The organism is Planococcus sp. SE5232 (genome assembly GCF_050686535.1).
Taxonomy (GTDB): Bacteria; Bacillota; Bacilli; order Bacillales_A; family Planococcaceae; genus Planococcus.
In genome coordinates this window covers 440,161-466,084 of record NZ_JBOGCP010000002.1, presented here as the reverse complement: position 1 = coordinate 466,084, position 25,924 = coordinate 440,161, and the positions used below count along the sequence as shown (strand labels likewise).

Here is a 25,924-nt window from a genome sequence, read left to right as displayed (position 1 = left end):
ATTCTGCTCTTTTTTAATGGATTCATATATATAATAAAAATATTTGCTTTTAATAGAAAATATATACATTATTATACAAAACCTATGATAATATTAAAATGAAGTAGCCGATAATATTAAAATCAGTAAAAAATCTAAGCGGAGGCTTAAATTATGAAAATAGTTAGTCAAAAAGAAGAAGGATTGACCTTAGTTGAAATTTTGGCGGCTTTGGTGATTTTGGGGATCGTGCTGGTGAGTTTTATGAGTTTTTTCACACAATCAGCGAAGTTTACTACCTTCAATAATGAAAAATTAACTGCAGTTCAAGTTACCGAAGATGTAGTTGCAAGTGTTAGAGAAAATAATCTGGATTATAAAGATCTTTATCCTGAATATAAGATCGATGTAGTGAGATCTGACGGGCCTACTAAAAATTTAAAGCACGCCAAAATCACGGTGAAAGCAGTTGCTGGAACGAGAACAAATGAGCCAGGGTTTACTACGGAAATGTATTATGAGATGGAATAGCCAACGAGGCATTACATTAGTCGAGCTATTGGCAGTTCTAGCGATTATGGGAATTATTGTGGTTGGAATTATATCCGTGTTATCAACGGGAACGAATTCTGCAGATCGGACTTCCTCACGTCAGGAACTTCAACAGGAAGGCAACCTGATTGCAGAACGAATTCGAGGTCACTATTTGGAAAGCCCTTCACTCGTATCGGCAGTGCCTGCCATTAAATGCGGACCCGATCAACAGATTAAAATCACAGTAGCATCTAATAAAGCTCAATTAAAGATGGATGGTGTCATTATTTCAGAAGGCTATGAGTATGAGTTAACTGAAGGAGCGACGTTGTGTCGGGATAAAAGGTCTCCATTGAAGTTAACGATAAAAAAAGCCGATCAGAAGTTTGTCATCCAAACGGCATTCAGTAAATTGAATTAGGGGTGTAAGATGCAACGGTTAACTAATGAAAAAGGCTATGCTTTATTGTTTGTGATGCTCCTTGTTGTGCTTTTTACAATTTTAGGGCTGGGTTTGTTGCTGATGAATGCCAATGCTTCAAAACAATTTTCGTTAAAAGAAGATCAGGTACAGGCTCGTCATTATGCAGAAATGGGCTTGCTTCACTATCAAGCATTGGTTGAAGAAACTGTAGAACTTTATAAGTTTACGGCCACGCAAACAGGAGCAACTACAGCATTAGCCAAAAGTCGTCAAGAGCTTTGCACAAAAATCAAAAATATCGGCAGCATTCAAAAGAGTGGAGATGGAAGTACTTATAAAGTGCCGTTAGCGGGGCTTACTGGATGTTCCACGGGCGATTCCGGAAAGATTACCGTAACCATGAAGAGTACTGGAATAGCAGAAAGTGGCACCACAAAATTAGTGGAGGGAAGTATGGAAGTGACACCTCCTACAATTGTGGTAACTGAGGCGAATCCTGCAACAGGACCCGCTATTCCTGCTAAACCGATTAACACCACTGGTCAGGCACCGATTACTTCCTATCCTCCATCTGGAGATGTGAAAGGGTTTGTGGAAATAGATGGTCCTTTTCCAATTCAAAGAACCTCCTATCATTTTGAATCATTCATTATTAATTCTTTGCCATCTAACAATGCTTTACTTGCCGGAGGAGGAAATAGTGGGGATACTCTAAAGATTGAAAAAGACTTATATATCGGCGGCGGTGTCTATTCGAATAACTTTATTTGTATTTACGTTCAAGGTAACCTGACCATTTTAGGGAATGTTAACTTAGGACCTTATAGCCTAATCCTTGTATACGGGGATGCTTATATTAAAGGGTCCATAACAACTAATCCCAACGCTAAAATTCATGTGATCGGCAACACATATATCGGTGCTTCTAAAACATTGACTACAGCCTATAAAAGCTTTCCAGGGTATACCAAAAGCTGCGAAAGCATCGTCACTTGGCCAGACCCCGTAGAAGTCGCACAAACCGGTAAAGTATACAATTGGTCACTGAACAACAAGCTCAATACGATTTATCATTAAAATAATAACCCCTGGAGAAATTTTCTCCAGGGGTTATTCGTCTATCCACGCCGCTTCCCAGCCAACACCTTCGCCTTCCCTGTATTCGCAAAATGCACCTTCGTCAAGCTCTTCAGATACGCTTCGCCATGCTTCAGCAAAATCTTCGCTGCCGCTTCGTCGACAATTTTTCCAGCACCTTTCGGCAAGGTGACGCCGGCTTCAGCACTCATGCGATCCATTTCTTCGAGAAAAGCCACACGCGCAATGATGGAAGCACAGGCGACTGAAACGTGGAGACCTTCTGCTTTGGTGGAAAACAGGACGTTCTCGCGGATGATTTCGGGTTCTTCTTTGATGTGTTTGTAGTAAATGCCGCGCTCCGCAAATTGGTCGATCAGGATGGCGTCCGGTTTTTCCGGCGCGATCTTGCTCAGTACGTGTTTGAGAGCCTGGTTATGGAGCAATGCTTTTATTTTTCCTTGTGACCAACCTTGGCTCTGTACTTGATTGTATTTGTCGTTTTTCAAAGTCAGCACGCTGTGGGCGAAGGCTTCTCTCAGGTCGGGAGCCACTTGGCGCATCCACGCATCGGTGAGCTGCTTGGAATCTTTGACGCCGATTTCATGGGCAAGCTCTACTTTGTCTGTGGGTACGTAACAGGCGGCCACTGTGATCGGGCCGAAGAAATCGCCGGTGCCGGTTTCGTCGGATCCGAGAACGGATAATTTGGCGAAGCCGTCGGGCAGTTTGTCGCCTTTAGTGGATACGGTCTTTTCCGTCGCCGGCAATGCCGCACCCCATTTTGCTGCTTCCCGTTCGGCGCCATTTCCTTGGAACATGACTTTTCCTGAAGTGTAGACGGTCACGACCGTATCCGGCAGTTTGGCACTGAACCTGGCGTATGGGTTCTTGGTCTGGATGTTGTTTTTCTGGTAATGTGAAATCACTTGGAGAATACTTTCCTCCGGGAGTTTCAGAACTGTATTTGACATGGACGAGTCACCTTTCTTTGATTCACAATCGGCTTGTTTTCATGGTATGATGGTCTATAGAATTCCAAAGGGGGATATTGCATTGTCAGAGCAACATAAAATTCACACGGTCGTTGACATCTATGGCAACACCTATAAAATGGTCGGTACTGAAACTTCAGGACACATGCGTCTCGTTGCGTCGATCGTCGACAGCAAAATGCGCGAGATCAATGCCTTGAATCCATCGCTGGACCAGGCAAAGCTTGCCGTTTTGACTGCATCGAATGCGGTACATGACTATCTTAAACTGAAAGAGCAAGTTGAACAATTAGAAAATGAATTGAAAAAACTGAAGGGTTGACGTGAATGCTTGATATACTTTTAATCATCTTACTGATCGGTGGCATCATCGTGGGCGCCAAAAGAGGATTTGTCGTCCAGCTGATCCATATGGTCGGATTTGTTATTGCCTTGGTCGTGGCTTATAAATATTATAAACCCTTGTCCGAATACTTTGTGCTGTGGATTCCTTACCCAGCGATAAATGAAAATTCCCAGTTTACGCTTGTCGTAGACCAGTTGGACTTGGATCAGACTTTCTATCAATTATTGGCATTCGCTATAATTTTCTTTGTGGTGAAGTTTGCTTTGCAGTTGCTGGCGTCCATGTTCGATTTCCTGAAGTTTTTGCCGGTTCTTGGCTTTTTCAGCAAGATTTTGGGTGCGGTTTTAGGATTTGTTGAAGTTTACATACTGCTCTTTATTTTCATCTATGTGTTCGCACTGCTTCCTGTGGATGTCGTGCAGAACCAGTTGGAGAATTCAGGGATTGCCCAGTCTATGATTGAGCATACGCCTTATTTCTCTGAGAAAGTAAAAGAATGGTGGTATATTTATATGTAGTAGGAACTTCTCTCTTACGAGGGAAGTTTTTTTAATCGAAATGAGGAGGGCTCTTGGTGAATAAGAAGATTATCATCAGAACGCTTGAGAAAATTGCGTTATACATGGAACTTAAAGGGGAAAACCCGTTTAAAGTATCGGCTTTCCGAAAAGCCGCACAGGCGCTTGAACTGGATCAGCGCAGTCTGGACGAAATCGAAGATGTCACCAAGCTGAAAGGCATTGGCAAAGGAACAGGGGACGTCATTCTGGAACTGATCAACGACGGCAAGTCCACGGTGCTGGAAGAACTTCAGGAAGAAGTACCGAAAGGCCTTGTCCCGATGATGAAGCTTCAGGGAATGGGCGGCAAGAAGATTGCCAAACTTTACAAGGAACTGGGCATCGATTCGATGGAAGCCTTAAAGGCCGCTTGTTTGAATGGAGAAATCCAGAAACTACCGGGATTTGGCCCGAAATCCGAAGAGAAGATCCTGAAAGAATTGAATGACTTCGAAACCAAGCCGGACCGCCAGCCAATCTGGAAAACAGAAGAAACGGTGGCGTTCATCGAAGATGTTCTGATTACCATTGCAGAAGTCACCGAGTTTTCTGTTGCCGGAAGTTTCCGCCGCACAAAAGAAACCAGCAAAGATCTGGACTTCATCATCGCGACAGCTGAACCCGCACGCGTAAAAGAGCAATTGCTGGCAGCCTTGCCGGTACAGGAAACGATTGCGTCGGGAGACACGAAAGTTTCAGTGACCGTGGATGTGCTGGAGCCGATTGACGTCGATTTCCGTTTAGTGGCACCTGAAGAATTCGTCACCGCGCTGCATCATTTCACCGGATCGAAGGATCATAACGTGAGAATGCGGCAGCTGGCGAAATCGCAGAACAAGAAAATTTCCGAGTACGGCGTCGAGCAGGAAGATGGTACGGTCACGACATTTACATCCGAACCCGATTTCTTCGCACATTTCGGCCTGCCTTTCATTCCGCCATCGGTGCGTGAAGACGGACGGGAACTTGACCGATTGGAAGAATTGCCTGACCTTGTGACGATTGAAGACATCAAAGGCGATCTGCATATGCATACAACCTGGTCGGATGGAGCCAATTCATTGAAGGAAATGGTTGAAGCTTGCGTAGCGAAATCCTATCAATTTATGGTCATTACCGACCATTCACAGTATTTGAAGGTTGCAAACGGCCTGACGCCGGAACGGTTGACCGAGCAGCATGGACTGATCCGTGAAATTAATGGGCAATACCCGGCAATCGAAGTGCTGTCAGGTACCGAAATGGATATTTTGCCGGATGCCACATTGGATTTTGATGATGACATGTTGAAACAATTGGACTTTGTCATTGCCAGCATCCATTCAAGTTTCCAGCAACCGCAGGAACAGATCATGGATCGCATTTTGACGGCCATGAAAAATCCGCATGTCCACATGATTGCACATCCGACAGGCAGAATCGTCGGACAGCGCGAAGGCTATGATCCGGATGTCGAACAGCTACTGGATTGGGCAAAGGAGTACGGCAAAATTGTTGAATTGAACGCCAGTCCGTACCGCTTGGATCTTGCAGTACCGTATTTGGTCATGGCACAGGAAAAAGGTGTGCCTGTCGCCATCAATACGGATGCCCATGCGATCGAAGGCCTGGAAGTCATGGAAACCGGGGTCAAGCATGCCCAAAAAGCCTGGCTGAAAAAAGACACCATCGTCAATACATGGTCGCTGGAAAAATTCAAAGCATTTTTGAATAAGAAAAAATAAAAATATATAAGTTGGACTAATAATTTAAATAGAATCGTTTCTGTTTTGGATATTCCATAAACCAGCTCCGCTTTCCTACGAGCTTGCACCGAACTAACTCGGGCTAAACGCCCGAGTGGATTTCTTGTATGTCGTTGCACTGCTCCCGCGGGAGTCTCCGCTGGTTTGCTTCATATTCTGTTGATCTGTTAGTGAAGACGATTAGAAGAAAGGGTGCAAGGCGGTGAAGGGCAGAGATGTGCTCCTGCATCGCTGCGCTAGCTTCGTCGCAAAGACTTGGTCTCAGCAGGCTTCGACCAATGCCTTTCCTGCGGAAGAGCTGAGTGATGAGACCCCGCAGGAGCTTGCGACGAGGAGGCTCAGCGCTTCGTCTGCGGAAAGCATCAGCCTTGAGCACTTTCTTCGTTAATTCACTCTTATTAAGTTAAAAAGAAAATTCATAAGTTCAACTTATATCGCTTCGTCTAATTGAAGCAGAGTTATCTTTTGCAATATCATTATCAATTTATCTGAAACGTTAGGAGGTTCTTCAATGATCGCAGAGCGCGCATTAAGAACACTTGAATTTTATAAAATCCGCGATGAAGTGGCACGTTTCTGTACTTCGTCACTCGGAAAAGCCCATGTGGATAAGCTTTTGCCATCCACAGACATCAATGAAGTCAACCGGCTGCTCGAAGAGATGGACGAAGGCGCCCAAGTATTGCGTGTTAAAAACAATGTGCCGATGGGCGGGATCTTCGATATCCGCCTGCATGCACGAAGAGCACAAATCGGCGGAAGCCTAAGCCCAATGGAATTGATGGAAGTTTCATCGACCATCCGAGCGAGCCGCATCCTGCGCCAGTTTTTCGAAACTATTCAGGAAGAAGCGGTGATTCAGATTCCGCATTTTCTGGAGAAGAAAGAATCGATGCCGATTCTGACAGCTCTTGAACACGCCATCAATGTCTGTATTGATGACAATGGTGGGGTCTTGGACAGCGCCAGTTCAGAATTGCGCTCGATCCGCCAGCAATTGCGGACACAGGAAAGCCGTGTGCGTGAGCGTCTGGAAAGTTTGGTGCGCGGAAAAAACGCATCGAAAATGTTGTCGGATTCGATTGTTACGATACGCAATGACCGTTTCGTCATCCCGGTTAAACAGGAATACCGCAACCATTACGGCGGTATCGTGCATGACCAATCTTCTTCAGGGCAGACCTTGTTCATCGAACCGGATGCAGTTGTACAGGCAAACAATGAAGTGCGCCGCCTGAAGATGAAGGAAAAAGAAGAAATCGATCGGATCCTGCTCATGCTTTCAGCGCAAGTGCAGGAAGTTGCCCATGAATTATTCAATTTGGTTGAAGTGCTGGGTGAAATCGATTTGATCCTGGCAAAAGCAAAATACGGTGCAGCCCACAGAGGCACTAAGCCGACGATGAACACAGAAGGCTATATCAACTTGCGGAAAGCCCGCCATCCATTGATTCCGAAAGACGAAGTTGTGCCGAATGACATCGAATTCGGTGGAGATATTACCGCAATCGTCATAACGGGGCCGAATACAGGTGGGAAGACGGTAACCTTGAAGACTGTGGGACTGTCGACATTGATGGCTCAATCCGGACTTCCAGTACCTGCACTCGACGGTTCGGAGTTGGCGGTATTCGATCAGATTTTCGCAGATATCGGAGACGAACAGTCAATTGAGCAAAGCCTTAGTACTTTTTCTTCCCATATGGTCAACATCGTTGACATCCTGACCAAGTTCGATGAGAATTCACTGGTTATCTTCGATGAACTGGGAGCGGGAACGGATCCGCAGGAAGGTGCAGCGCTGGCCATTTCGTTATTGGATGAAGTCCATGGCAGAGGTGCACGCGTCATTGCGACGACGCATTATCCTGAATTGAAGGCATATGGCTTTAACCGGCCGGGCGTGGCGAATGCCAGCGTGGAATTTGATGTGGAGACATTGAGCCCGACCTATCGTCTATTGATCGGTGTTCCTGGCCGAAGCAATGCCTTCGAAATCTCCAAACGCCTCGGTTTGCCGGAGCATATCATCAAACATGCCAAGAGTTTTACGGGAACTGACAGCAAAGCCGTCGATTCGATGATCGCCTCGCTCGAGAAGAGCCGCCGTGAAGCAGAGCAGGACGCCGAGCGGACCAAAGAGGTTCTATCCCAATCGGAACAGCTGAAAAAAGAGCTGGCTCAGCAATTAGTAGAATATGAGCAGCAAAAAGAACGGCTGGAAGAAAAAGCGAAAGAAAAGGCGCGTAAAATTGTCGAAGAAGCCAGAGCAGAAGCAGAAGCTGTCATCTCGGATCTGCGTAAAATGCAGCTGAATCAAAGTTCTTCCGTAAAAGAACATGAACTGATCGACGCGAAGAAACGCCTCGAAAACGCCATGCCGGAAAACCGCATCCTGAAAAAAGCGGCGAAAGACAATGCGGCGAAGCCCTTGAAAGCCAATGACGAAGTCAAAGTGATTTCATTCGGCCAAAAAGGGACCTTGGTCGAGAAAGTTTCCAAAAATGAGTGGATTGTTCAAATCGGCATTTTGAAGATGAAATTGCCTGAATCCGACTTGTCTTATACCAAACCGGAAAAGCAGAAAGAAACGCGGACCATGGCGACATTGAAAGACCGGGACAGCCATGTGAAGATGGAACTCGATTTACGTGGTGAACGCTATGAAGATGCACTTGCACGTGTTGAAAAATACCTTGATGATGCGTTATTATCAAACTATCATCAAGTTTCGATCATTCATGGAAAAGGGACGGGTGCACTGCGCCAAGGCGTCCAGCAGTATTTGAAAAAACATCCACGAGTGAAAAATTATCGTTTTGGTGAAGCAGGTGAAGGCGGCTCGGGTGTGACCGTCGCCGAATTAAAGTAAGTTTCCGCAGAGGAGCATAAGAAATGACAGAGACTGGATTTTGGACACACCCGCTGGTGGAGTCAGCCGGCTATTTCAGTGTGGTGGTATTGTGCTTGATCGTCGCCATGGTGATTTTTGAAATGGTGACAAAATATAATAACTGGGAACAAATCAAAAAAGGGAATCTTGCAGTGGCGATGGCGACAGGCGGAAAGATTTTTGGCGTGACCAATATCTTCCGGTTTTCCATCGAACAGCATAACTCTTTGTTTGAAATGATCGGTTGGGGATTATTCGGTTTTACCTTACTGATTTTCGCCTATATTCTGTTTGAGTTCCTGACACCTAAATTTAAAGTGGATGATGAAATTGAACAGGATAACCGTTCTGTCGGTTTTATCTCAATGACCATCTCTGTCGGTTTGTCGTTTGTCATCGGAGCCAGTATTCAATAGGAGTTGGATGTCATGGAAAACCTTATTAAGATTCTTTTCGTCTTTTGTGCAATCTTTTTGATTGTGGGAGTCATCTTTCTGTTCATTTTCTAATGGACAGAGCCAGCCTTTGAGCTGGCTTTTTTGTTGGAGTAAATTTATATTCTTATCGATCGCCAGGAAATGAAAAGGAAAGTTCTTGAATTTAAGACACATACAATCCATCTTTTAAAATTTATATTCAACTTATAAAAATAAAGTTTGAAAGCGGTATCATTTAACTCTATAATTAAAAATAGGAATATTCGCACGATTCTAAAAAAATTAGGAGGTCTAAAGAATGACTGAAAAGCCTTGGCTTGCACATTATCCACCGGAAGTTCCGCATACGCTCGAATACCCAAGTATGCCTGTACAGGAATATTTAACAAAAGCTTATGAAAAATTTCCACAAAAAGTGGCGATCCATTTTATGGGGAAGGAACTTTCATATGAAGAACTTTATCAATCTTCCATGAAGTTCGCCAACTACCTTCAAAAACTGGGCATCAAGAAAGGCGATAGAGTTTCGATCATGCTGCCGAACTGTCCTCAGGCGGTTATCAGCTTTTACGGAATCCTTTATGCGGGAGGCGTTGTCGTCATGACAAACCCGTTATATACGGAGCGGGAGATCGCCTACCAGATGAAGGATTCAGGTGCAAAAGCTATTATCGGCTTGGACATTTTATTCCCTCGGATTTCGAAGGTATTGAAGGAAACGGATCTGGAAAATGTCATCGTCACGGGCATCAAGGATTACCTGACATTCCCGAAAAATCTGGTCTATCCATTCATTCAGAAAAAACAGTATGGCATGACCGTAAAAGTCGAGCACAGAGGCATTAATCACCTGTTCACTGAAATCATGAAAACTGCTCAACCGACTGTTAAGGAAACTCCATTTGACTTTGAAGAAGACTTGGCTTTGCTGCAATATACAGGAGGCACTACAGGCTCGCCGAAAGGCGTTATGCTGACGCATAAGAACATCATTTCAAATGCGACGATGTGCGACAGCTGGCTGTATAAAACCACAGACGGCGAAGAGACCATCATCGGGATCATCCCGTTATTCCATGTCTATGGTTTAACGACGGTGTTGATCCTATCCGTCATGCAAGGCAATAAGATGGTGCTGTTGCCGAAGTTCGATCCGGAAACGGCCTTGAAGACCATCAACAAACAAAAGCCGACTCTTTTCCCGGGAGCCCCAACTCTATATATCGGATTGATGAACCACCCCGATATCGGCAAATATGACTTGTCTTCAATTGAAGCATGCCTAAGCGGTTCGGCGCCTCTTCCAGCGGAAGTACAGGAAAAGTTCGAAAAGCTGACTGGTGGAAAACTGGTGGAAGGCTATGGATTAACGGAAACGTCTCCGGTTACCCATTCGAATTTGGTATGGGGAGAGCGGACGAAAGGTTCGATCGGCTTACCGTATCCGGATACCGACTGCAAGATTTTCCAGACAGGTACGACGAATCCCGTGCCGAACGGTGAAATCGGTGAAATTGCCATTAAAGGCCCTCAAGTGATGAAAGGCTATTGGAATAAACCCGAAGAAACCGCTGCTACAATTGTAGATGGCTGGTTGCTGACTGGTGACCTTGGCTATATGGATGATGAAGGCCATTTCTTTATCGTCGACCGCAAAAAAGATATGATCATCGCAGGTGGTTTCAATATTTATCCGCGCGAAATCGAAGAAGTGTTGTATGAGCACGAAGCCGTGCAGGAATGTGTAGTTGCCGGTATCCCGGATCCGTATCGCGGTGAAACAGTAAAAGCATACATTGTGTTGAAAGAAGGCTATAATGTAACAGAAGAAGAATTCAATACGTACTGCCGGGAGCATTTAGCTTCATTTAAAGTGCCGCGTATTTATGAGTTCCGCAAAGAACTGCCGAAAACTGCAGTCGGAAAAATCCTGCGCCGTTCGTTGGTGGATGAAGAGATCGCTAAGCAAGACGAAGCAATCACATCGTAATCGGATAAAAACTTGACACTTTAACGAATAATCTATAATATGAAAATATGAATGAATCGCCATTCATATTTTCATATTTTTTTGGGTGGTGACAACTTGGTAAAAAAAGATAAGCCGAAATATAAGCAAATCATTGATGCGGCAGTTATTGTCATCGCTGAAAATGGCTACCATCAGGCGCAGGTCTCGAAAATAGCCAAACAGGCAGGTGTGGCCGACGGAACGATCTATTTGTATTTCAAAAACAAAGAAGACATCCTGATCTCTGTATTTCAGGAAAAGATGGGCGTGTTCGTCAGTAAGCTGGAACAAATCATCTCCCGCGACCTGGATGCATCGACCAAGCTCGGCCTTATGATTGAAAGCCACTTTGAATTATTGGCCAGTGACATCCATCTGGCGATCGTCACACAGCTTGAATTACGGCAGTCAAATTACGAAATTCGTATGAAGATCAATAATGTACTGCGTGAATATTTGAAGTTGATGGACAAGATTCTGGTCAAAGGCATGGAAGATGGCGAATTTGATGCAGCAATGGATATTCGTTTAGCCAGACAGATGGTTTTTGGTACAATGGATGAGACCATCACTACATGGGTCATGAATGATCATAAATATGATTTAGTCGAACTCGCACCACAAGTTCAGCGTTTGCTGCTGAAAGGTATGCAGGCTTAAGGGAAGGGGCTCATTGGATGGAATTTATCAGTTGGAAAAAAGAAGATGGAGTAGCTGTCGCGACGATTAATCGTCCGCCGGCAAATGCACTGTCGCGTTCACTCATTTTGGAAGTCGATGAATTGTTGAACCAAGTGGAGAATGATGAAGAGGTTCGAGTCATCGTCCTGCACGGAGAAGGAAGGTTCTTTTCTGCAGGGGCTGACATCAAGGAGTTTACGCAAGTATCTTCAGGAGAAGAATTTTCAAAATTATCAGCGAGTGGCCAGGAAGTATTTGAACGAGTCGAAACTTTCCATAAGCCAGTCATCGCGGCGATCCATGGAGCGGCTTTAGGTGGCGGCTTGGAATTGGCAATGAGTTGCCACATGCGATTTGTTACTGAAAATGCTAAACTGGGATTACCGGAGCTTCAACTAGGGTTGATTCCCGGTTTTGCTGGAACACAGCGCCTGCCGAGATATGTAGGGGCAGCGAAGGCAGCAGAGATGCTGTTGACGAGCGATCCGATCTCCGGAACGGAAGCTGCTCAATATGGTTTGGCTAACCGTGCTTATGCAGAAGAAGACCTACTTTCGGAAACGCTTTCAATCGCGCGCAAGATTGCGAAGAAAAGTCCAGTTTCTGTGAAGGCGGCTATTCAGATGCTGCAGTACACAAAGCCTGCGTCTTATCATGAAGGTGTAGATGCTGAAGCTGCATCTTTTGGAACTGTTTTTGTTTCGGAGGATGCAAAAGAAGGAATCCAGGCATTTCTGGAAAAACGTGAAGCACAATTTAAAGGGAAATAATACTTGGGAGGTTTACGTTCATGAACATTTATGTATTGGTAAAACGTACGTTTGACACAGAAGAGAAAATTGTCGTTTCAGGTGGACAAATCCAGGAAGACGGCGCGGAATTCATCATCAATCCATACGATGAATACGCAATTGAAGAAGCAATCACAGTCCGTGATGCACACGGCGGCGAAGTGACAGTAGTCACAATCGGCAGCGACGAGGCTGAGAAGCAGCTTCGTACAGCTCTTGCAATGGGCGCTGACAAAGCGGTCTTGATCAACACGGAAGACGATATAGAAGAAATGGACCAGTTTACTTCTGCGTACATACTGGCTGAATATTTAAAAGACAAAGAAGCTGATTTGATTTTAGCGGGTAACGTAGCAATCGACGGCGGATCCGGCCAAGTCGGACCACGTGTTGCTGATTTGCTTGGCATCAACTATGTCACAACGATCACCAGCCTGAGCATTGAAGGCGAAACGGTTACCATCGTCCGCGATATTGAAGGGGATGCGGAAGAATTGGAAACATCATTGCCGCTTCTGGTAACAGCTCAGCAGGGCTTGAACGAGCCGCGTTATCCATCACTTCCAGGAATCATGAAAGCGAAGAAAAAGCCGCTTGAAGAATTGGAACTGGATGATTTGGATATCGAAGAAGACGATGTAGAAGCGAAAACAGAAACAATCGAAATCTACCTGCCACCGAAAAAAGCGGCTGGCCGTATTCTTGAAGGCGACATCTCCAACCAGGTAACAGAACTGGTAGGATTGCTGCGCAACGAAGCGAAGGTTATTTAAAGAAGTTTTAGTTTATTTATTTTTGCATAGGAGTCATAGGAAGAACTCGCTCCAGGCGGACGCTTTCCGCGGGCGGTCCGTGAGCCTCCTCAGGCTAGCGCCTTCCGGGGTCTCACCTGGACGCGCTTTCCCGCAGGAGTCGCCGCCTTCCACTCCTTCTTCTATGATGCTTTATAAATTAGAGCAATAAAAAATTAGATTGTTAAATTACTAGGATATGGAGCAAATCAGTGTAGACTCCCGCGGGATAGCGAAGTACCGAAATCCACTCGGGCCAGCCCGAGTTAGTTCGGTGCAAGCCCGCAGGAAAGCGGAGCTGGTTTGCGGAATATCCGTAATAAAATTTGAATTGAAAAAATATTAGTTCAGTATAAATATTAAGTAAACCTTCATGATTTCTAGGAGTTATCTAACCCGTAAAGGCGGGAACATTTTTCACATCTACTTAGGGGGTAAACGGACTATGGCGAAAAAAGTATTGGTTTTAGGAGAAACGCGCGAAGGCGCTTTGCGTAATGTCTCATTTGAAGCAATTGCAGCAGCTAAGAAAATTTCTGGCGGCGGAGAAGTAGTAGGTGTTCTGATCGGTGATTCGGTTGTAGATTTCGGCGCTGAACTGATTGCATACGGTGCTGACCGCGTCGTAACGGTTGAACATCCGCATTTGAAATCGTATACATCGGACGGCTACGGCCAAGCATTCATGGCAGTCGTTGAACAGGAAAATCCGGAAGGTCTTGTCTTCGGCCATACGGCAGTCGGCAAAGATTTGGCTCCGAAAATCGCTTCCAAATTACAGTCCGGATTGATTTCGGATGTAACGGACATTGAAGGCGAAGGCGATGAGGCCGTATTCATCCGCCCGATCTTCTCTGGTAAAGCATTTGAAAAAGTGAAGCTGAAAGAAGGCATCGTTTTCATCACCGTGCGTTCGAACAACATTGCACCGCTTGAAAGACAGGAACGTTCAGGCGATGTCAGTTCGTTGTCGGTTGATATTACAAACCTTCGCACAATCATCAAAAACGTTGTGCGCAAATCATCTGAAGGCGTCGATCTTTCGGAAGCGAAAGTCATCGTAGCCGGAGGCCGTGGAGTTAAGAGTGCTGATGGATTTGAGCCGTTGCAGGAATTGGCGAATCTTCTTGGCGGCGCTGTTGGGGCATCACGCGGAGCTTGTGACGCGGATTATTGCGATTACTCGCTTCAAATCGGTCAGACAGGCAAAGTGGTTACACCTGACCTGTATATCGCAGCTGGTATTTCTGGCGCAATCCAGCACATGGCCGGTATGTCCAACTCGAAAGTGATCGTGGCGATCAACAAAGATCCGGAAGCGAACATCTTCAAAGTAGCGGATTACGGCATTGTCGGAGACTTGTTCGAAGTCATCCCGATGCTGACAGAAGAATTCAAGAAAGTAATGTAATTTTGAATGGCGGCGGGTCCACTGGGCCAGCCGCCGTTTTCTGTTTAACGCCCTCAGTTGCCGGGTATTGGAAGAGTAGGCAAAAAAATAGCTAGTGTTTTTAGCACATGCTATACTCTGTATATAGTTTGGTTCAATCATAAGGAGGAATTATTCATGGCAATCGTACACGGAACAGATCAGAACTTTTCACAAGAAGTATCAGAAGGACTCGTTTTAGTAGATTTTTGGGCAACTTGGTGCGGACCATGTAAAATGATCGCTCCAGTGCTGGAAGAATTAGACGCTGAAATGAGCGATAAAGTTAAAATCGTAAAAGTTGATGTGGATCAAAACCAGGAAACAGCTGGAAACTACGGCATCATGTCCATTCCGACTTTGTTGTTGATGAAAGACGGAGAAACAGTTGACAAAGTGGTTGGTTTCAGACCGAAAGAAGCTTTAGCTGAATTGGTTGAAAAACACGCATAATTCTTAACCGGGTCCAGCGATGGTGCCCGGTTTTTTAATAGGGTGAGATAAAAGATGGCTAACGAATTGATTCAGCATAAATTGGCAGTATTGCCTGGTCAACCAGGCTGCTATTTGATGAAGGATCGCCAGAATACCGTCATTTATGTCGGTAAGGCGAAAGTTTTGAAAAACCGCGTGCGCTCGTATTTCACGGGCAGCCACGATGCAAAAACACAGCGTTTGGTCAATGAAATCGAGGATTTCGAATATATCGTCACTTCTTCAGATAAAGAAGCGTTGATTCTCGAATTGAATTTGATCAAAAAATATGACCCTAAATACAATATTATGCTGAAGGATGACAAAAGCTATCCGTACTTGAAAATCACGGGAGAGCGCCATCCGAAGCTGATTACAACCAGACAGGTGAAAAAAGACAAAGGAAAATACTTTGGCCCTTACCCGAATGCTTACGCGGCAGCGGAGACGAAAAAGCTGTTGGATCGTCTGTATCCATTGCGGAAATGCCATACCATGCCGGATCGGGTTTGTTTGTACTATCATTTAGGGCAATGTTTGGCTCCTTGCGTCAAGCCTGTCGAAAAGGAAACCTATCAGGAAATGATCGACGGCATCACCAGATTCCTGAACGGCGGATTCCGGGAAGTGAAGCAGCAATTGGTCGAGAAGATGTCCGAAGCTTCAGAGAACCTGGAATTTGAGCGTGCCAAGGAATACCGCGACCAAATTTCCATGATTGAAACCGTGATGGAAAAACAGAAGATGGCGATGAACGATTTCACCAATCGCGACGTCTTTGCCTATGCAGTCGATAAGGGCTGGATGTGCGTACAAGTCTTTTTTGTGCGTCAAGGCAAACTGATTGAACGCGACGTTTCGCTGTTTCCGCTCTATCGGGATCCAGAAGAAGAATTTTTGACGTTTCTGGGCCAATTTTATGAAAAGGCCAACCATGTCAAGCCGAGTGAAATTCTGTTGCCGGAAGCGGATGATCCGGAGATGTTGAAAGAATGGCTTGGAGTCCGGGTACTGGTTCCCCAGCGCGGCAAGAAAAAAGATTTGGTGGCGCTGGCTAAGAAAAATGCCGAAATTGCCATCAAAGAGAAATTCCAGCTGCTCGAGCGCCAGGAAGAACGGACAATCGGTGCCTGCGTAGACCTGGGAGAAGCAATGAACATCGAAACGCCATTACGCATCGAAGCATTCGACAACTCCCACATTCAAGGAGCCGATGCGGTATCTGCGATGATTACGTTCATCGACGGCAAGCCTTCCAAAAAGGATTACCGGAAATACAAAACACGCAATGCTTCCAAGCCCGATGATTATGCAGCAATGCGCGAAGTTATCCGCCGCCGCTATTCACGAGTCCTGAAAGACGGTCTGCCTTTGCCGGATCTGATCGTCATCGATGGAGGAAAAGGCCAGATGGAGTCGGCGCGCGAAATCCTGGAGGACGAACTCGGTTTATCGATACCGATTGCAGGACTGGCGAAAGATGCAAAGCATCAAACTTCCCAATTGCTGTATGGGTCACCTGCTGAAGTTGTGCCGCTCAAGCGGACCAGTGAAGCTTTCTATCTGATGCAGCGGATTCAAGATGAGGTCCACCGTTTTGTCATCACTTTCCACCGTCAGCTGCGCGGCAAGAATTCGATCCAGTCGGCGCTCGACGGTCTTGAAGGAGTCGGACCGAAACGCAAACAACAGCTGCTGAAGCATTTTGGATCTGTCAAGAAACTCAAAGAAGCCTCTGTCGAAGAAATCAAAGAGGCCGGAATGCCGGAAGCTCTGGCGTTGTCCATCAGTCAGCATTTTGGGGAAGACACATTGCCAAGCGAATCTTAACGTGTTATCGTAATAGAATAATTGAATCACTTGGAAAAGTGATGATAGAGGCGCGAACGTCAATAGTAAGCATTCGGAGATTTGCAGAATCTGAGATGAATGGTGAAAGGGGCGGTCGCCGAAGTGTGCGTGTTACTGCTGTTGCGCATGCTGGTTCTGCATTTAAGAAATGCAGAGCTGTCAGAGTCAATCTCTGGAGGGCTATCTCACATGGACGTTTTTCGTACATGATGAAAGAGGTAGTTTGCCGTGGTTGCGGTGAACTGCCTTTTTTTGTGGCCGGCTTTGCTGCCGGTCATAGTGAGGGCCACATACTAAATGTGGGAGTGGATGAAATGGAAACAATCGTCATGAAATTTGGAGGGACGTCTGTCGCAACTCCGGAAAAGATCATCGGAGTGGCTGAACGGGCCATCCGTGAAAAAGAAAAAGGCAAACGGGTTGTCATTGTCGTTTCGGCTATGGGCAAGACGACCGATACGCTGCTCGGGCTGGCCGGGGAAATTTCTTCTGAACCGCCAAAGCGGGAAATGGACATGCTGCTGGCCACTGGTGAGCAGATCACCATTTCGCTCTTGGCGATGGCCTTCAAAAAGCTGGGTCATGAAGCCTTATCTTTTACCGGTTGGCAGGCGGGAATCGAAACAGAATCCGTGCCCCGCAATGCACGCATTGAACAAATCCATACAGAGCGTCTTGAACGTGTATTGGAAAATGGCTATTTTTGTGTGGTGGCCGGTTTTCAAGGAGTCGATAAAATCGGCAATATCACCACGCTCGGCCGAGGTGGATCTGATACGACGGCTGTTGCACTGGCCGCAGCTTTAAAAGCGGAGAAATGCGAAATTTATACAGATGTCAACGGTGTCTATACATCGGATCCGCGGTTTGTCACAGGTGCACGCAAGCTGGAACAGATTTCCTATGACGAAATGCTGGAGCTCGCCAATTTGGGGGCAGGGGTCCTGCATCCACGCGCCGTCGAGTTCGCAAAAAACAATCATGTACCATTATCCGTCAGAGCAAGTTATTCAAATGAGCCTGGCACAATCATACAAGAGGTGATCACTGTGGAGAAAAACTTAATCGTCAGAGGTGTTGCATTTGAACCCGGAATCGCGCGTGTGACCGTCACTTATAAAAAACCATTCAACGGTTCCCTAGCCAATATATTTACAAAACTTGCTGAAAATCAGATTGATGTGGACATCATCGTCCAAAGCATCAGTGATGAATTTCCGCCATCGGTTTCATTTTCCATCTCTCAGGAAAGCCTGGAAGAAACGCGCCGTGTCCTCACAGACGCAAAAGATGAAATCGGCTTCCTGTCGCTGAACGTCGAGGTCGGTTTGTCGAAAGTGTCGATTGTGGGATCGGGAATGGTATCCAATCCGGGCGTAGCTGCACGGATGTTCGATATTTTAAGAAGCCAGGAGATTCCAGTGAAAATGGTCAGCACCTCCGAAATCAAAATTTCAGTAGTGGTGCCGGAATCAGATATGAGAAAATCGGCGAATGCTTTACATGATGCCTATGGTCTGTCTGAAGTCCAGTCTTCTTAATGCACAGCTCTTCAAGTAAAAAGGCAACATCCGCCAAATAATAATAGTAAGTGATAAAATTCACAATTTGTTCAAATTCTCAATAGCAATAGTGCAATAATGCTGTTATCACTACAATACGATGAATTAGGGTCAAAAAGCGATTCTCAATTAGAGAATCGCTTTTTGTCAGAATTCTATTAAAACGGTTACATTCCAAGCTGTTTTATTGCAGATAGGGCGTAATTCATCAATAAAATACTTAGTAACTATCTGTTCAAAAGAGTTTCGGTGCCTTGACGCTCCTAAAGGGGGAGAGTACAATAAATATGTCATATTAATGTATCATGATGGTGTGCGGCTTCAGGTGCTTTCGTAATATATCGTTAGCTTTGAAAGTTGCCAATCAATGTTTTGAGGGGGGTAAAATTTTGGATAACAATCGTGAATTTTTAATGCGCAGGCTGCACTCATTGTTGGGGATCATTCCTATCGGTTTATTCTTAACGCAGCACTTAATCGTCAACCATTTTGCTACACAAGGGGTAGAGGCATTCAATAATGCATCTCACTTCATGGCAAATCTTCCATTCGTTATTTTCCTGGAGATATTTGTCATTTATTTACCGCTCATGTATCACGCATTCTACGGTCTATACATAGCGTTTACTTCGAAGAACAATCCTGGGCATTATAGCTATATGCGCAACATTTTGTTTGTCGCACAACGTTATACAGGGGTCTTCCTGGTAGTCTTCATCGCTTGGCACGTCTTTGAAACAAGATTCCAAGTCGCGATCGGAGCAGCAGCAGAAGCTGATTTCAATATGATGGAAAACATTTTAAGCAATCCATTCATGTTGGCCTTCTACATCGTCGGTGTGTTGGCAGCAGTTTTCCATTTCTCGAACGGAATTTGGTCATTCCTTGTTACATGGGGAATTACACAGTCCGAAGCATCACAGCGAAACGCAACTTATTTCACGCTTCTAGTATTTATTGTATTATCGATCATTGGTATCAGAGCATTGTTTGCATTCGTTTAAGAATGTTTCAATCATTGGTGAACTAAAAGAGGAGTGAATACTAACATGGCGAAGGGCAAAATTTCTATCGTCGGTGGTGGCCTTGCCGGCTTGATGGCAGCAATTAAAGTTGCAGAGGCAGGTTCTCCCGTCGATTTATTTTCAATCGTTCCCGTTAAACGGTCCCACTCAGTATGTGCACAAGGCGGGATCAACGGAGCGGTCAATACAAAAGGTGAAGGGGATTCCCCGGATATTCACTTTGATGATACTGTTTACGGAGGCGACTTCCTTGCGAATCAGCGTCCCGTAAAAGCAATGGCGGATGCAGCACCCGGAATTATCCGCATGTTCGACCGTATGGGCGTAATGTTCAACCGTACACCGGAAGGCCTTTTGGATTTCCGTCGTTTCGGTGGAACGATGTACCATAGAACAGCATTTGCCGGCGCTACAACTGGGCAGCAATTGTTGTATGCATTGGACGAGCAGGTTCGCCGCTATGAAGTGAGCGGACTGATCACTAAATATGAAGGCTGGGAATTCCTTGGTCTTGTTCTTGATGAGCAGGGCGTCGGTAAAGGAATCACGGCTCAAAATATGACGACCATGGAAATTAATTCGTTCCGTGCGGATGCTGTCATCATGGCAACCGGTGGACCGGGAATCATTTTCGGGAAATCGACGAACTCCGTCATCAACACAGGTTCAGCGGCTTCCATCGTCTATCAACAAGGGGCATACTACGCAAACGGCGAATTTATCCAAATTCACCCGACAGCGATTCCGGGAGACGATAAACTGCGCTTAATGTCAGAATCGGCTCGTGGGGAAGGCGGACGTATTTGGACTTACAAAGACGGCAAGCCTTGGTATTTCCTTGAAGAAAAATATCCGGCATACGGAAACCTGGTTCCACGTGATATCGCAACACGTGAAATCTTCGATGTCTGCGTTAACCAGAAGCTCGGCATTAACGGCGAGAACATGGTTTACTTGGATCTTTCACACAAAGATCCAAAAGAGCTGGACATCAAATTAGGTGGAATCATCGAGATCTACGAGAAATTCACAGGTGATGACCCTCGTAAAGTACCGATGAAAATCTTCCCGGCTGTCCATTATTCAATGGGTGGATTATGGGTCGATGACCACCAAATGACAAGCATCCCTGGCGTTTTGGCAGCGGGTGAATGTGATTACTCTCAGCACGGTGGTAACCGTCTGGGCGCGAACTCATTGCTTTCAGCGATTTACGGCGGTATGGTCGCAGGACCGAACGCTCTTGAATATGTTAAAGGCCTTGAAGTATTGGCAGAAGACCTTCCTTCAGCTATTTTCGACAAAGCTGAAGCAGAAGAGCAACGCAAATGGGAAGAAATTCTGGCATTGGACGGCACAGAAAACGCTTACGTTCTTCACAAAGAATTAGGCGAATGGATGACCGACAATGTAACAGTGGTACGCTATAACGATCGTTTGCAGAAGACGGATGAAAAACTCCAGGAACTGCTTGAGCGCTTCAACCATATCAGCATCACCGATACTCAGCTTTGGAGCAACCAAGGCGCAATGTTCACACGTCAATTGCGAAATATGCTACATTTAGCACGAGTGATCACAATCGGGGCACTTAACCGTAACGAAAGCCGTGGCGCTCATTACAAACCCGATTTCCCGGAACGTAATGATGAAGAGTTCTTGAAAACAACGATGGCGAAATTTAATGGCTTTGATGCACCTATCTTCCATTATGAAGAAGTCGACACCTCGTTGATTCCGCCGCGTAAACGTGATTATTCAGCAAAAGCATAATATAGAAGGGAGCTAATTTACCATGGGTGAAGCAGCAAAAACGGTACTATTTGAAATCGAACGCAGAAACTCTACGGATGAAGATTCGTATTGGGAAAAGTTCGAATTGCCATATAAGGCGAATATGAATGTCATTTCGGCATTGATGGAAATTCGCCGTAACCCTGTCAACATGGAAGGGAAGAAAACCACTCCTGTAAACTGGGACATGAACTGTCTGGAAGAGGTTTGTGGCGCATGTTCAATGGTCATCAACGGCAAAGCGCGTCAATCGTGTACTGCTCTCGTCGACCAATTGGAACAGCCGATCCGTCTTCAGCCGATGAAAACATTCCCTGTTGTCCGTGACCTTGTCATTGACCGCAGCCGTATGTTCGACTCGTTGAAGAAAGTTAAAGCATGGGTGCCGATCGATGGTACGCATGACCTTGGAGATGGACCACGTATGCCTGAGCGCAAACGCCAGTGGGCTTACGAACTATCTAAATGTATGACTTGCGGCGTATGTCTTGAAGCATGCCCGAACGTCAACGATAAGTCCGATTTCATCGGAGCTGCACCACTTTCACAGGTTCGTTTGATGAACGCTCATCCGACTGGTTCTATGAACCGCGATGCACGTTTGAACGCGATCATGGGTGAAGGCGGATTAGCAAGCTGCGGTAACTCTCAAAACTGTGTAGAATCTTGTCCTAAAGGAATTCCTTTGACAACTTCAATCGCAGCCTTGAACCGCGACACTACTGTTCAAATGTTCCGCAACTTCTTCGGAAGCGACAGAATGGTTGACTAGTATTTAATGGAAACCCCGCTGCGGCGGGGTTTTTATTTTTGTCTATTGTTAGTGAGTAGGAAGAGCAGTGTAGTAAAGTCTACATAATTTCCTGCCCTTTCCTGAAGTTTTTGATATACTAAGAAAATGAAGAGTTTGAATTAGTGGAGGTTTCCTATGAAAGCGAGTTATATTGAGAATTTTGATCAATGGAGGCGGGAATTTACTTTTTCTGCTCCGGTGCAGGTGCGTTTCTCTGAAACGGACATGTTCGGGCATGTCAACAACACGGTGCCCATCGCTTATTTTGAGTTTGCGCGGATCGAGTTTATGAAAGAGATGGGCATGATGCAACGCTGGCTTGAGGAAGGTAACGAATTGTTTCCGGTCGTAGCCGATATGCAGGTGGATTTTGTCCAGCAAGTATTTTTTGATGAAAAACTGGATGTCCATGTCAAAATTGCGCGCGTCGGCACGTCTTCGGTTGATGTTCATTACTGGACGGTCAATGAAAAAGGGGAAACCTGCTTTACCGGAAGAGGGGCGATTGTCCAGATCTCAAAACAGACCGGCAAAGGGCATCCGTGGACAGAACAGGACATTGAAATGCTCCGGGCAGAGCAATTGGCTGCTGCAAAAAAGTAAGGGAGCTCTTGCTATATCAATAAAAAACCTTCACTATAGAAAGAAGAAGGTTTTTCAAGGAGTGGTAACTGGAAATGAATGATGACAAGCAAGGCTTCAGCCATGAATTAGAACGCATCGCCTTTATGGAAAAGGAACTGCGCTATATTTCTGGAATCATCAAGCAAAAAGGCCGGGAAATTTTGAATTCTTATACAATTACGCCGCCTCAATTCATCGCGCTGCAATGGCTGTTCGAACATGGAGACATGACCATCGGCGACCTGTCGAATAAAATGTATCTGGCGTTTAGCACCACAACCGATCTGGTTGACCGCATGGAGAAAAATGAGCTGGTTGTGCGCATCCGTGAAGAACAGGACCGCCGCGTCGTCCGGATCAAATTACTAAAAGAAGGCGAACGGGTTATCGAAGAAGTTATCCAAAAACGCCAGGAATACCTGCAGACCGTGTTAGCGGACTTTACAAAAGAAGAAGCGGAACAATTTGCAGCTTTACTTGAGAAATTGCATAAAAACATGAAATAGGATAGAGGCGATGACGTTGAATGCGCCAATTGGAGTAATTGATTCAGGAGTCGGTGGACTTACCGTCGCAAAAGAAATTATGAAACTATTGCCGAATGAGCAGATTTACTATATCGGTGATAATGCCAGATGCCCGTATGGACCGCGTCCGCTGTCGGAAGTGCGGACCTATACATGGCAAATGGCCGATGCATTGATGAAAAAGAATATTAAAATGCTGGTCATCGCCTGCAATACCGCAACAGCCGCAGCACTATACTCCCTGCAGAGAAATCTGCCGATCCCCGTGATCGGGGTTATTTTTCCAGGGGCACGGGCTGCGATCAAATCTTCAACGACGAAAAAAATCGCCGTTTTGGGCACACTGGGAACAGTGGAGAGTGGAGCATACGAAAAAGCCATCCTGTCATTGGTTTCTTCATCGCACGTCGTGCAGTTGGCATGCCCGCGCTTTGTCCCTTTGGTCGAGAGTGATGAATATGAAGGCGAGTTCGCTCACCGGATCGTTCAGGATACGCTTGCGACGATTGCCCATGAGGATTTCGATACAGCGATTCTGGGCTGTACGCATTACCCGTTGCTGCAGGGCTTCATCGAAGAAGTCTTAGGCGACACAGTACATGTGCTGTCATCTGCAGAAGAAACGGCAAAGGATGTAGAGCGTTACTTGAGCTATAAAAAACAATTCGCAGAATGGAAGCAGCCGCCGGTGCATCATTTCTATACATCGGGATCAACGCAGATTTTCGGCTCCATCATCCACAAATGGCTGGGGATCGATGAACCGATCATCCATTCGATTCGATTTCCAAAAACCTGAGGGCTCACAGCCCTCAGGTTTTTGTCGTTATCACTGAAATATGGTAAGCTATTTGAGCATATACGAGGAGGAAATTTTATGACACGCATAGATAATAGACAAACGAACGAACTGCGTCCCGTATCAGTGGACGTCGATTATTTGATTCACCCGGAAGGCTCGGTATTGATCACAGTAGGGCAGACGAAAGTCATCTGTACCGCTACCATTGAAGATAAAGTTCCAGGATTCCTTAGAGGGCAGGGCAAGGGCTGGATCACCGCAGAATATTCCATGCTGCCCCGTGCCACCAACAGCCGGAACCGCCGCGAGGCATCTGCCGGTAAAATCGGAGGACGCACAATGGAGATCCAGCGTTTGATCGGCCGCGCATTGCGTGCTGTGGTTGACCTGGAGAAGCTCGGTGAGCGTACTTTATGGATCGACTGCGACGTTATCCAGGCAGACGGCGGAACACGTACAGCATCGATTACAGGTGCATTCATCGCCATGACGATGGCTATCGGCAAATTAGATCTTCCGGCATTCCCGGTAACGGATTTTCTTGCGGCGACAAGTGTCGGTATATCTGCTGAAAACGGACCGATCCTCGACTTGAATTATGTCGAAGATTCAAGTGCGGAAGTGGATATGAACCTGGTCATGACAGGGGCAGGTCATTTTGTGGAATTGCAGGGAACAGGGGAAGAGTCGACTTTCACACGCGCTCAGCTTACTGAATTGCTGGACCTTGGGGAAGCGGGGATCAGCCAATTGATCGACATGCAGCGTGATGCCTTGGGCGATATTGCTGCTCGCGTTGGTGAAAAGGTGCCTGCACAACTATGAAAAGAATAGTAATTGCAACTCAAAACAAAGGCAAAGCCAAGGATTTCGAAACCTTGCTGGCACCTCTGGGTTATGAAGTGCTGACCCTTTTGGACGTGGCAGCGGATATGGATGTGGAGGAAACAGGTGTGACGTTTGAAGAGAACGCCATCCTGAAAGCGGAAGCGGTATCCAAAGCACTCGGCATTCCCGTCATCTCGGATGACAGCGGGCTGGAAATCGATGCCTTGAACGGCGAACCGGGTGTCTATTCAGCGCGCTATGCAGGCGCCGCTAAGAGCGACGATGCAAATATCGATAAAGCACTTGAAAAATTGAGTGGCGTGCCTGACAGCGAACGTACAGCGCGTTTCCGCTGTGTGCTCGCAGTAGCAGCTCCTGGACAAAAAACCGAAACCTTTTCCGGATCTTGTGAAGGGGCGATTCTTCACGAGCGCCGGGGCGACAATGGTTTTGGCTATGATCCGATTTTCTACGTGCCGGATCTGGACAAAGCAATGGCCGAACTCCAGCCTCACGAAAAAGCGGCAATCTCACACCGGGGGAATGCATTGCGCCAATTGAAAGAAAGCATGCCCGACTGGCTGAACGAACAGAAATAAATCAGCTGAAATTAATTTTAATGTTTTTTTAAAATAGCATTGACTTTTCTTTAAATCATTTCTATAATTAAAATTGTCTTTCGTTAGAAAAGCAAAGTCGTCCGCAACAGCAGGCGCCACCGTCTGGACTCTAAGAAAGCTTTGGTCTCAGTAGCTCAGCTGGATAGAGCAACGCCCTTCTAAGGCGTCGGTCGGGGGTTCGAATCCCTCCTGGGACATTATAGGAATGTACATATTACAAAGAGAACCCTCTCCATCGTTCAGTGAACGGCGGGGAGGGTTCTTTTTTCTTTTTACGAATAGAAGTGGATATTCGGGAGCAACTTGCTTCTTCATCCAAATTGGTTGGGAA

General features: G+C 45.9%; 25 protein-coding genes, 1 tRNA gene and 1 riboswitch. Of the genes, 25 read left to right on the top strand and 1 reads right to left on the bottom strand.

All coding sequences use genetic code 11. The annotated features are described in order from the left end of the window. Positions 1–153: 153 nt before the first annotated feature. From ACRC6Q_RS11120 to ACRC6Q_RS11110, 3 genes are read left to right on the top strand one after another with little or no spacing between them, the layout of a single operon-like run. A complete protein-coding gene (locus ACRC6Q_RS11120) occupies positions 154–510 on the top strand; it encodes a type IV pilus modification PilV family protein (protein ID WP_223638391.1) in 357 nt (118 codons plus the stop codon). Continuing rightward, complete coding sequence (locus ACRC6Q_RS11115; RefSeq protein ID WP_223638378.1) at positions 497–934, top strand: prepilin-type N-terminal cleavage/methylation domain-containing protein; 438 nt, start codon at positions 497–499, stop codon at positions 932–934. Before ACRC6Q_RS11120 ends, ACRC6Q_RS11115 begins: the two co-directional genes overlap by 14 nt. A 9-nt stretch (positions 935–943) precedes the next feature. Then, positions 944–2,014 (top strand): hypothetical protein, encoded by a 1,071-nt coding sequence (locus ACRC6Q_RS11110; protein ID WP_431466537.1) that lies wholly within the window; start codon positions 944–946, stop codon positions 2,012–2,014. Positions 2,015–2,055: 41 nt separating this feature from the next. Here ACRC6Q_RS11110 and rnhC read toward each other — a convergent pair whose 3' ends face one another. Next, positions 2,056–2,988, bottom strand: coding sequence for a ribonuclease HIII (rnhC, locus tag ACRC6Q_RS11105; RefSeq protein ID WP_431466536.1), 933 nt, complete (start codon positions 2,986–2,988; stop codon positions 2,056–2,058). An 82-nt stretch (positions 2,989–3,070) separates the two neighbouring features. Between rnhC and zapA the strand changes: the two genes are divergently transcribed. From zapA to ACRC6Q_RS10995, 22 genes are all read left to right on the top strand, one after another. Beyond that, a complete protein-coding gene (zapA, locus tag ACRC6Q_RS11100) occupies positions 3,071–3,331 on the top strand; it encodes a cell division protein ZapA (protein WP_065537053.1) in 261 nt (86 codons plus the stop codon). 5 nt (positions 3,332–3,336) lie between these two features. Next, on the top strand, positions 3,337–3,873 hold the full coding sequence (locus tag ACRC6Q_RS11095) for a CvpA family protein (protein WP_298830481.1): 537 nt from the start codon (positions 3,337–3,339) through the stop codon (positions 3,871–3,873). 56 nt (positions 3,874–3,929) lie between these two features. Continuing rightward, positions 3,930–5,639 (top strand): DNA polymerase/3'-5' exonuclease PolX, encoded by a 1,710-nt coding sequence (gene polX, locus ACRC6Q_RS11090; protein ID WP_431466535.1) that lies wholly within the window; start codon positions 3,930–3,932, stop codon positions 5,637–5,639. Between the two features lie 532 nt (positions 5,640–6,171). Then, positions 6,172–8,532, top strand: a complete 2,361-nt coding sequence (locus ACRC6Q_RS11085; protein WP_431466534.1) for an endonuclease MutS2 — start codon at positions 6,172–6,174, stop codon at positions 8,530–8,532. Positions 8,533–8,555: 23 nt separating this feature from the next. Beyond that, positions 8,556–8,969, top strand: a complete 414-nt coding sequence (locus tag ACRC6Q_RS11080) for a DUF350 domain-containing protein (protein ID WP_223638360.1) — start codon at positions 8,556–8,558, stop codon at positions 8,967–8,969. A 319-nt stretch (positions 8,970–9,288) separates the two neighbouring features. Beyond that, positions 9,289–10,980, top strand: coding sequence for an AMP-binding protein (locus ACRC6Q_RS11075; protein ID WP_223638357.1), 1,692 nt, complete (start codon positions 9,289–9,291; stop codon positions 10,978–10,980). Between the two features lie 96 nt (positions 10,981–11,076). Next, positions 11,077–11,661 carry a TetR/AcrR family transcriptional regulator gene (locus tag ACRC6Q_RS11070; protein ID WP_223638354.1) on the top strand — a complete coding sequence of 195 codons (585 nt, stop codon included), beginning with the start codon at positions 11,077–11,079 and terminating at the stop codon, positions 11,659–11,661. A gap of 17 nt (positions 11,662–11,678) precedes the next feature. Continuing rightward, complete coding sequence (locus tag ACRC6Q_RS11065) at positions 11,679–12,452, top strand: enoyl-CoA hydratase (protein ID WP_223638351.1); 774 nt, start codon at positions 11,679–11,681, stop codon at positions 12,450–12,452. 20 nt (positions 12,453–12,472) lie between these two features. Then, positions 12,473–13,246 (top strand): electron transfer flavoprotein subunit beta/FixA family protein, encoded by a 774-nt coding sequence (locus ACRC6Q_RS11060; protein WP_223638348.1) that lies wholly within the window; start codon positions 12,473–12,475, stop codon positions 13,244–13,246. Between the two features lie 463 nt (positions 13,247–13,709). Beyond that, positions 13,710–14,675, top strand: a complete 966-nt coding sequence (locus ACRC6Q_RS11055) for an electron transfer flavoprotein subunit alpha/FixB family protein (RefSeq protein WP_431466533.1) — start codon at positions 13,710–13,712, stop codon at positions 14,673–14,675. A gap of 156 nt (positions 14,676–14,831) precedes the next feature. After that, entirely contained in the window at positions 14,832–15,146 is a 315-nt protein-coding gene (trxA, locus tag ACRC6Q_RS11050) for a thioredoxin (RefSeq protein ID WP_008431421.1), read from the top strand. A gap of 54 nt (positions 15,147–15,200) precedes the next feature. Then, the gene (gene uvrC, locus ACRC6Q_RS11045; RefSeq protein ID WP_223638337.1) at positions 15,201–16,997 is read left to right on the top strand and encodes an excinuclease ABC subunit UvrC; all 1,797 of its coding nucleotides are present in this window, start codon (positions 15,201–15,203) and stop codon (positions 16,995–16,997) included. 37 nt (positions 16,998–17,034) lie between these two features. Next, a riboswitch (Lysine riboswitch) is annotated at positions 17,035–17,209 on the top strand. 123 nt (positions 17,210–17,332) lie between these two features. Continuing rightward, a complete protein-coding gene (locus ACRC6Q_RS11040; RefSeq protein WP_431466532.1) occupies positions 17,333–18,559 on the top strand; it encodes an aspartate kinase in 1,227 nt (408 codons plus the stop codon). Between the two features lie 410 nt (positions 18,560–18,969). After that, a complete protein-coding gene (locus tag ACRC6Q_RS11035) occupies positions 18,970–19,584 on the top strand; it encodes a succinate dehydrogenase cytochrome b558 subunit (protein ID WP_223638332.1) in 615 nt (204 codons plus the stop codon). A 45-nt stretch (positions 19,585–19,629) separates the two neighbouring features. Then, a complete protein-coding gene (sdhA, locus tag ACRC6Q_RS11030) occupies positions 19,630–21,378 on the top strand; it encodes a succinate dehydrogenase flavoprotein subunit (RefSeq protein ID WP_223638329.1) in 1,749 nt (582 codons plus the stop codon). A 22-nt stretch (positions 21,379–21,400) separates the two neighbouring features. Next, positions 21,401–22,171 carry a succinate dehydrogenase iron-sulfur subunit gene (sdhB, locus tag ACRC6Q_RS11025; RefSeq protein ID WP_223638326.1) on the top strand — a complete coding sequence of 257 codons (771 nt, stop codon included), beginning with the start codon at positions 21,401–21,403 and terminating at the stop codon, positions 22,169–22,171. Positions 22,172–22,327: 156 nt separating this feature from the next. After that, positions 22,328–22,795, top strand: a complete 468-nt coding sequence (locus tag ACRC6Q_RS11020) for an acyl-CoA thioesterase (RefSeq protein WP_223638323.1) — start codon at positions 22,328–22,330, stop codon at positions 22,793–22,795. A 74-nt stretch (positions 22,796–22,869) separates the two neighbouring features. After that, the gene (locus tag ACRC6Q_RS11015; RefSeq protein ID WP_223638320.1) at positions 22,870–23,322 is read left to right on the top strand and encodes a MarR family winged helix-turn-helix transcriptional regulator; all 453 of its coding nucleotides are present in this window, start codon (positions 22,870–22,872) and stop codon (positions 23,320–23,322) included. Between the two features lie 16 nt (positions 23,323–23,338). Beyond that, complete coding sequence (gene racE / locus ACRC6Q_RS11010) at positions 23,339–24,142, top strand: glutamate racemase (RefSeq protein ID WP_223638520.1); 804 nt, start codon at positions 23,339–23,341, stop codon at positions 24,140–24,142. Between the two features lie 78 nt (positions 24,143–24,220). Then, positions 24,221–24,970 carry a ribonuclease PH gene (gene rph / locus ACRC6Q_RS11005; protein WP_431466531.1) on the top strand — a complete coding sequence of 250 codons (750 nt, stop codon included), beginning with the start codon at positions 24,221–24,223 and terminating at the stop codon, positions 24,968–24,970. Beyond that, positions 24,967–25,572, top strand: coding sequence for an XTP/dITP diphosphatase (locus tag ACRC6Q_RS11000; RefSeq protein WP_223638314.1), 606 nt, complete (start codon positions 24,967–24,969; stop codon positions 25,570–25,572). The genes rph and ACRC6Q_RS11000 overlap by 4 nt, the downstream gene beginning before the upstream one ends. Positions 25,573–25,716: 144 nt before the next feature. Continuing rightward, positions 25,717–25,790 (top strand) — tRNA-Arg (locus ACRC6Q_RS10995). The last annotated feature ends 134 nt before the right edge of the window (positions 25,791–25,924 follow it).

Bases quoted from the DNA above. Each gene is read 5' to 3' on its own strand.
- ACRC6Q_RS11120 (WP_223638391.1), top strand. From the start codon at position 154: ATGAAAATAGTTAGTCAAAAAGAAGAAGGATTGACCTTAGTTGAAATT.
- ACRC6Q_RS11115 (WP_223638378.1), top strand. From the start codon at position 497: ATGAGATGGAATAGCCAACGAGGCATTACATTAGTCGAGCTATTGGCA.
- ACRC6Q_RS11110 (WP_431466537.1), top strand. From the start codon at position 944: ATGCAACGGTTAACTAATGAAAAAGGCTATGCTTTATTGTTTGTGATG.
- rnhC (WP_431466536.1), bottom strand. From the start codon at position 2,988: ATGTCAAATACAGTTCTGAAACTCCCGGAGGAAAGTATTCTCCAAGTG.
- ACRC6Q_RS11095 (WP_298830481.1), top strand. From the start codon at position 3,337: ATGCTTGATATACTTTTAATCATCTTACTGATCGGTGGCATCATCGTG.
- ACRC6Q_RS11085 (WP_431466534.1), top strand. From the start codon at position 6,172: ATGATCGCAGAGCGCGCATTAAGAACACTTGAATTTTATAAAATCCGC.
- ACRC6Q_RS11080 (WP_223638360.1), top strand. From the start codon at position 8,556: ATGACAGAGACTGGATTTTGGACACACCCGCTGGTGGAGTCAGCCGGC.
- ACRC6Q_RS11075 (WP_223638357.1), top strand. From the start codon at position 9,289: ATGACTGAAAAGCCTTGGCTTGCACATTATCCACCGGAAGTTCCGCAT.
- ACRC6Q_RS11065 (WP_223638351.1), top strand. From the start codon at position 11,679: ATGGAATTTATCAGTTGGAAAAAAGAAGATGGAGTAGCTGTCGCGACG.
- ACRC6Q_RS11060 (WP_223638348.1), top strand. From the start codon at position 12,473: ATGAACATTTATGTATTGGTAAAACGTACGTTTGACACAGAAGAGAAA.
- ACRC6Q_RS11055 (WP_431466533.1), top strand. From the start codon at position 13,710: ATGGCGAAAAAAGTATTGGTTTTAGGAGAAACGCGCGAAGGCGCTTTG.
- trxA (WP_008431421.1), top strand. From the start codon at position 14,832: ATGGCAATCGTACACGGAACAGATCAGAACTTTTCACAAGAAGTATCA.
- uvrC (WP_223638337.1), top strand. From the start codon at position 15,201: ATGGCTAACGAATTGATTCAGCATAAATTGGCAGTATTGCCTGGTCAA.
- ACRC6Q_RS11040 (WP_431466532.1), top strand. From the start codon at position 17,333: ATGGAAACAATCGTCATGAAATTTGGAGGGACGTCTGTCGCAACTCCG.
- sdhA (WP_223638329.1), top strand. From the start codon at position 19,630: ATGGCGAAGGGCAAAATTTCTATCGTCGGTGGTGGCCTTGCCGGCTTG.
- sdhB (WP_223638326.1), top strand. From the start codon at position 21,401: ATGGGTGAAGCAGCAAAAACGGTACTATTTGAAATCGAACGCAGAAAC.
- ACRC6Q_RS11020 (WP_223638323.1), top strand. From the start codon at position 22,328: ATGAAAGCGAGTTATATTGAGAATTTTGATCAATGGAGGCGGGAATTT.
- ACRC6Q_RS11015 (WP_223638320.1), top strand. From the start codon at position 22,870: ATGAATGATGACAAGCAAGGCTTCAGCCATGAATTAGAACGCATCGCC.
- rph (WP_431466531.1), top strand. From the start codon at position 24,221: ATGACACGCATAGATAATAGACAAACGAACGAACTGCGTCCCGTATCA.
- ACRC6Q_RS11000 (WP_223638314.1), top strand. From the start codon at position 24,967: ATGAAAAGAATAGTAATTGCAACTCAAAACAAAGGCAAAGCCAAGGAT.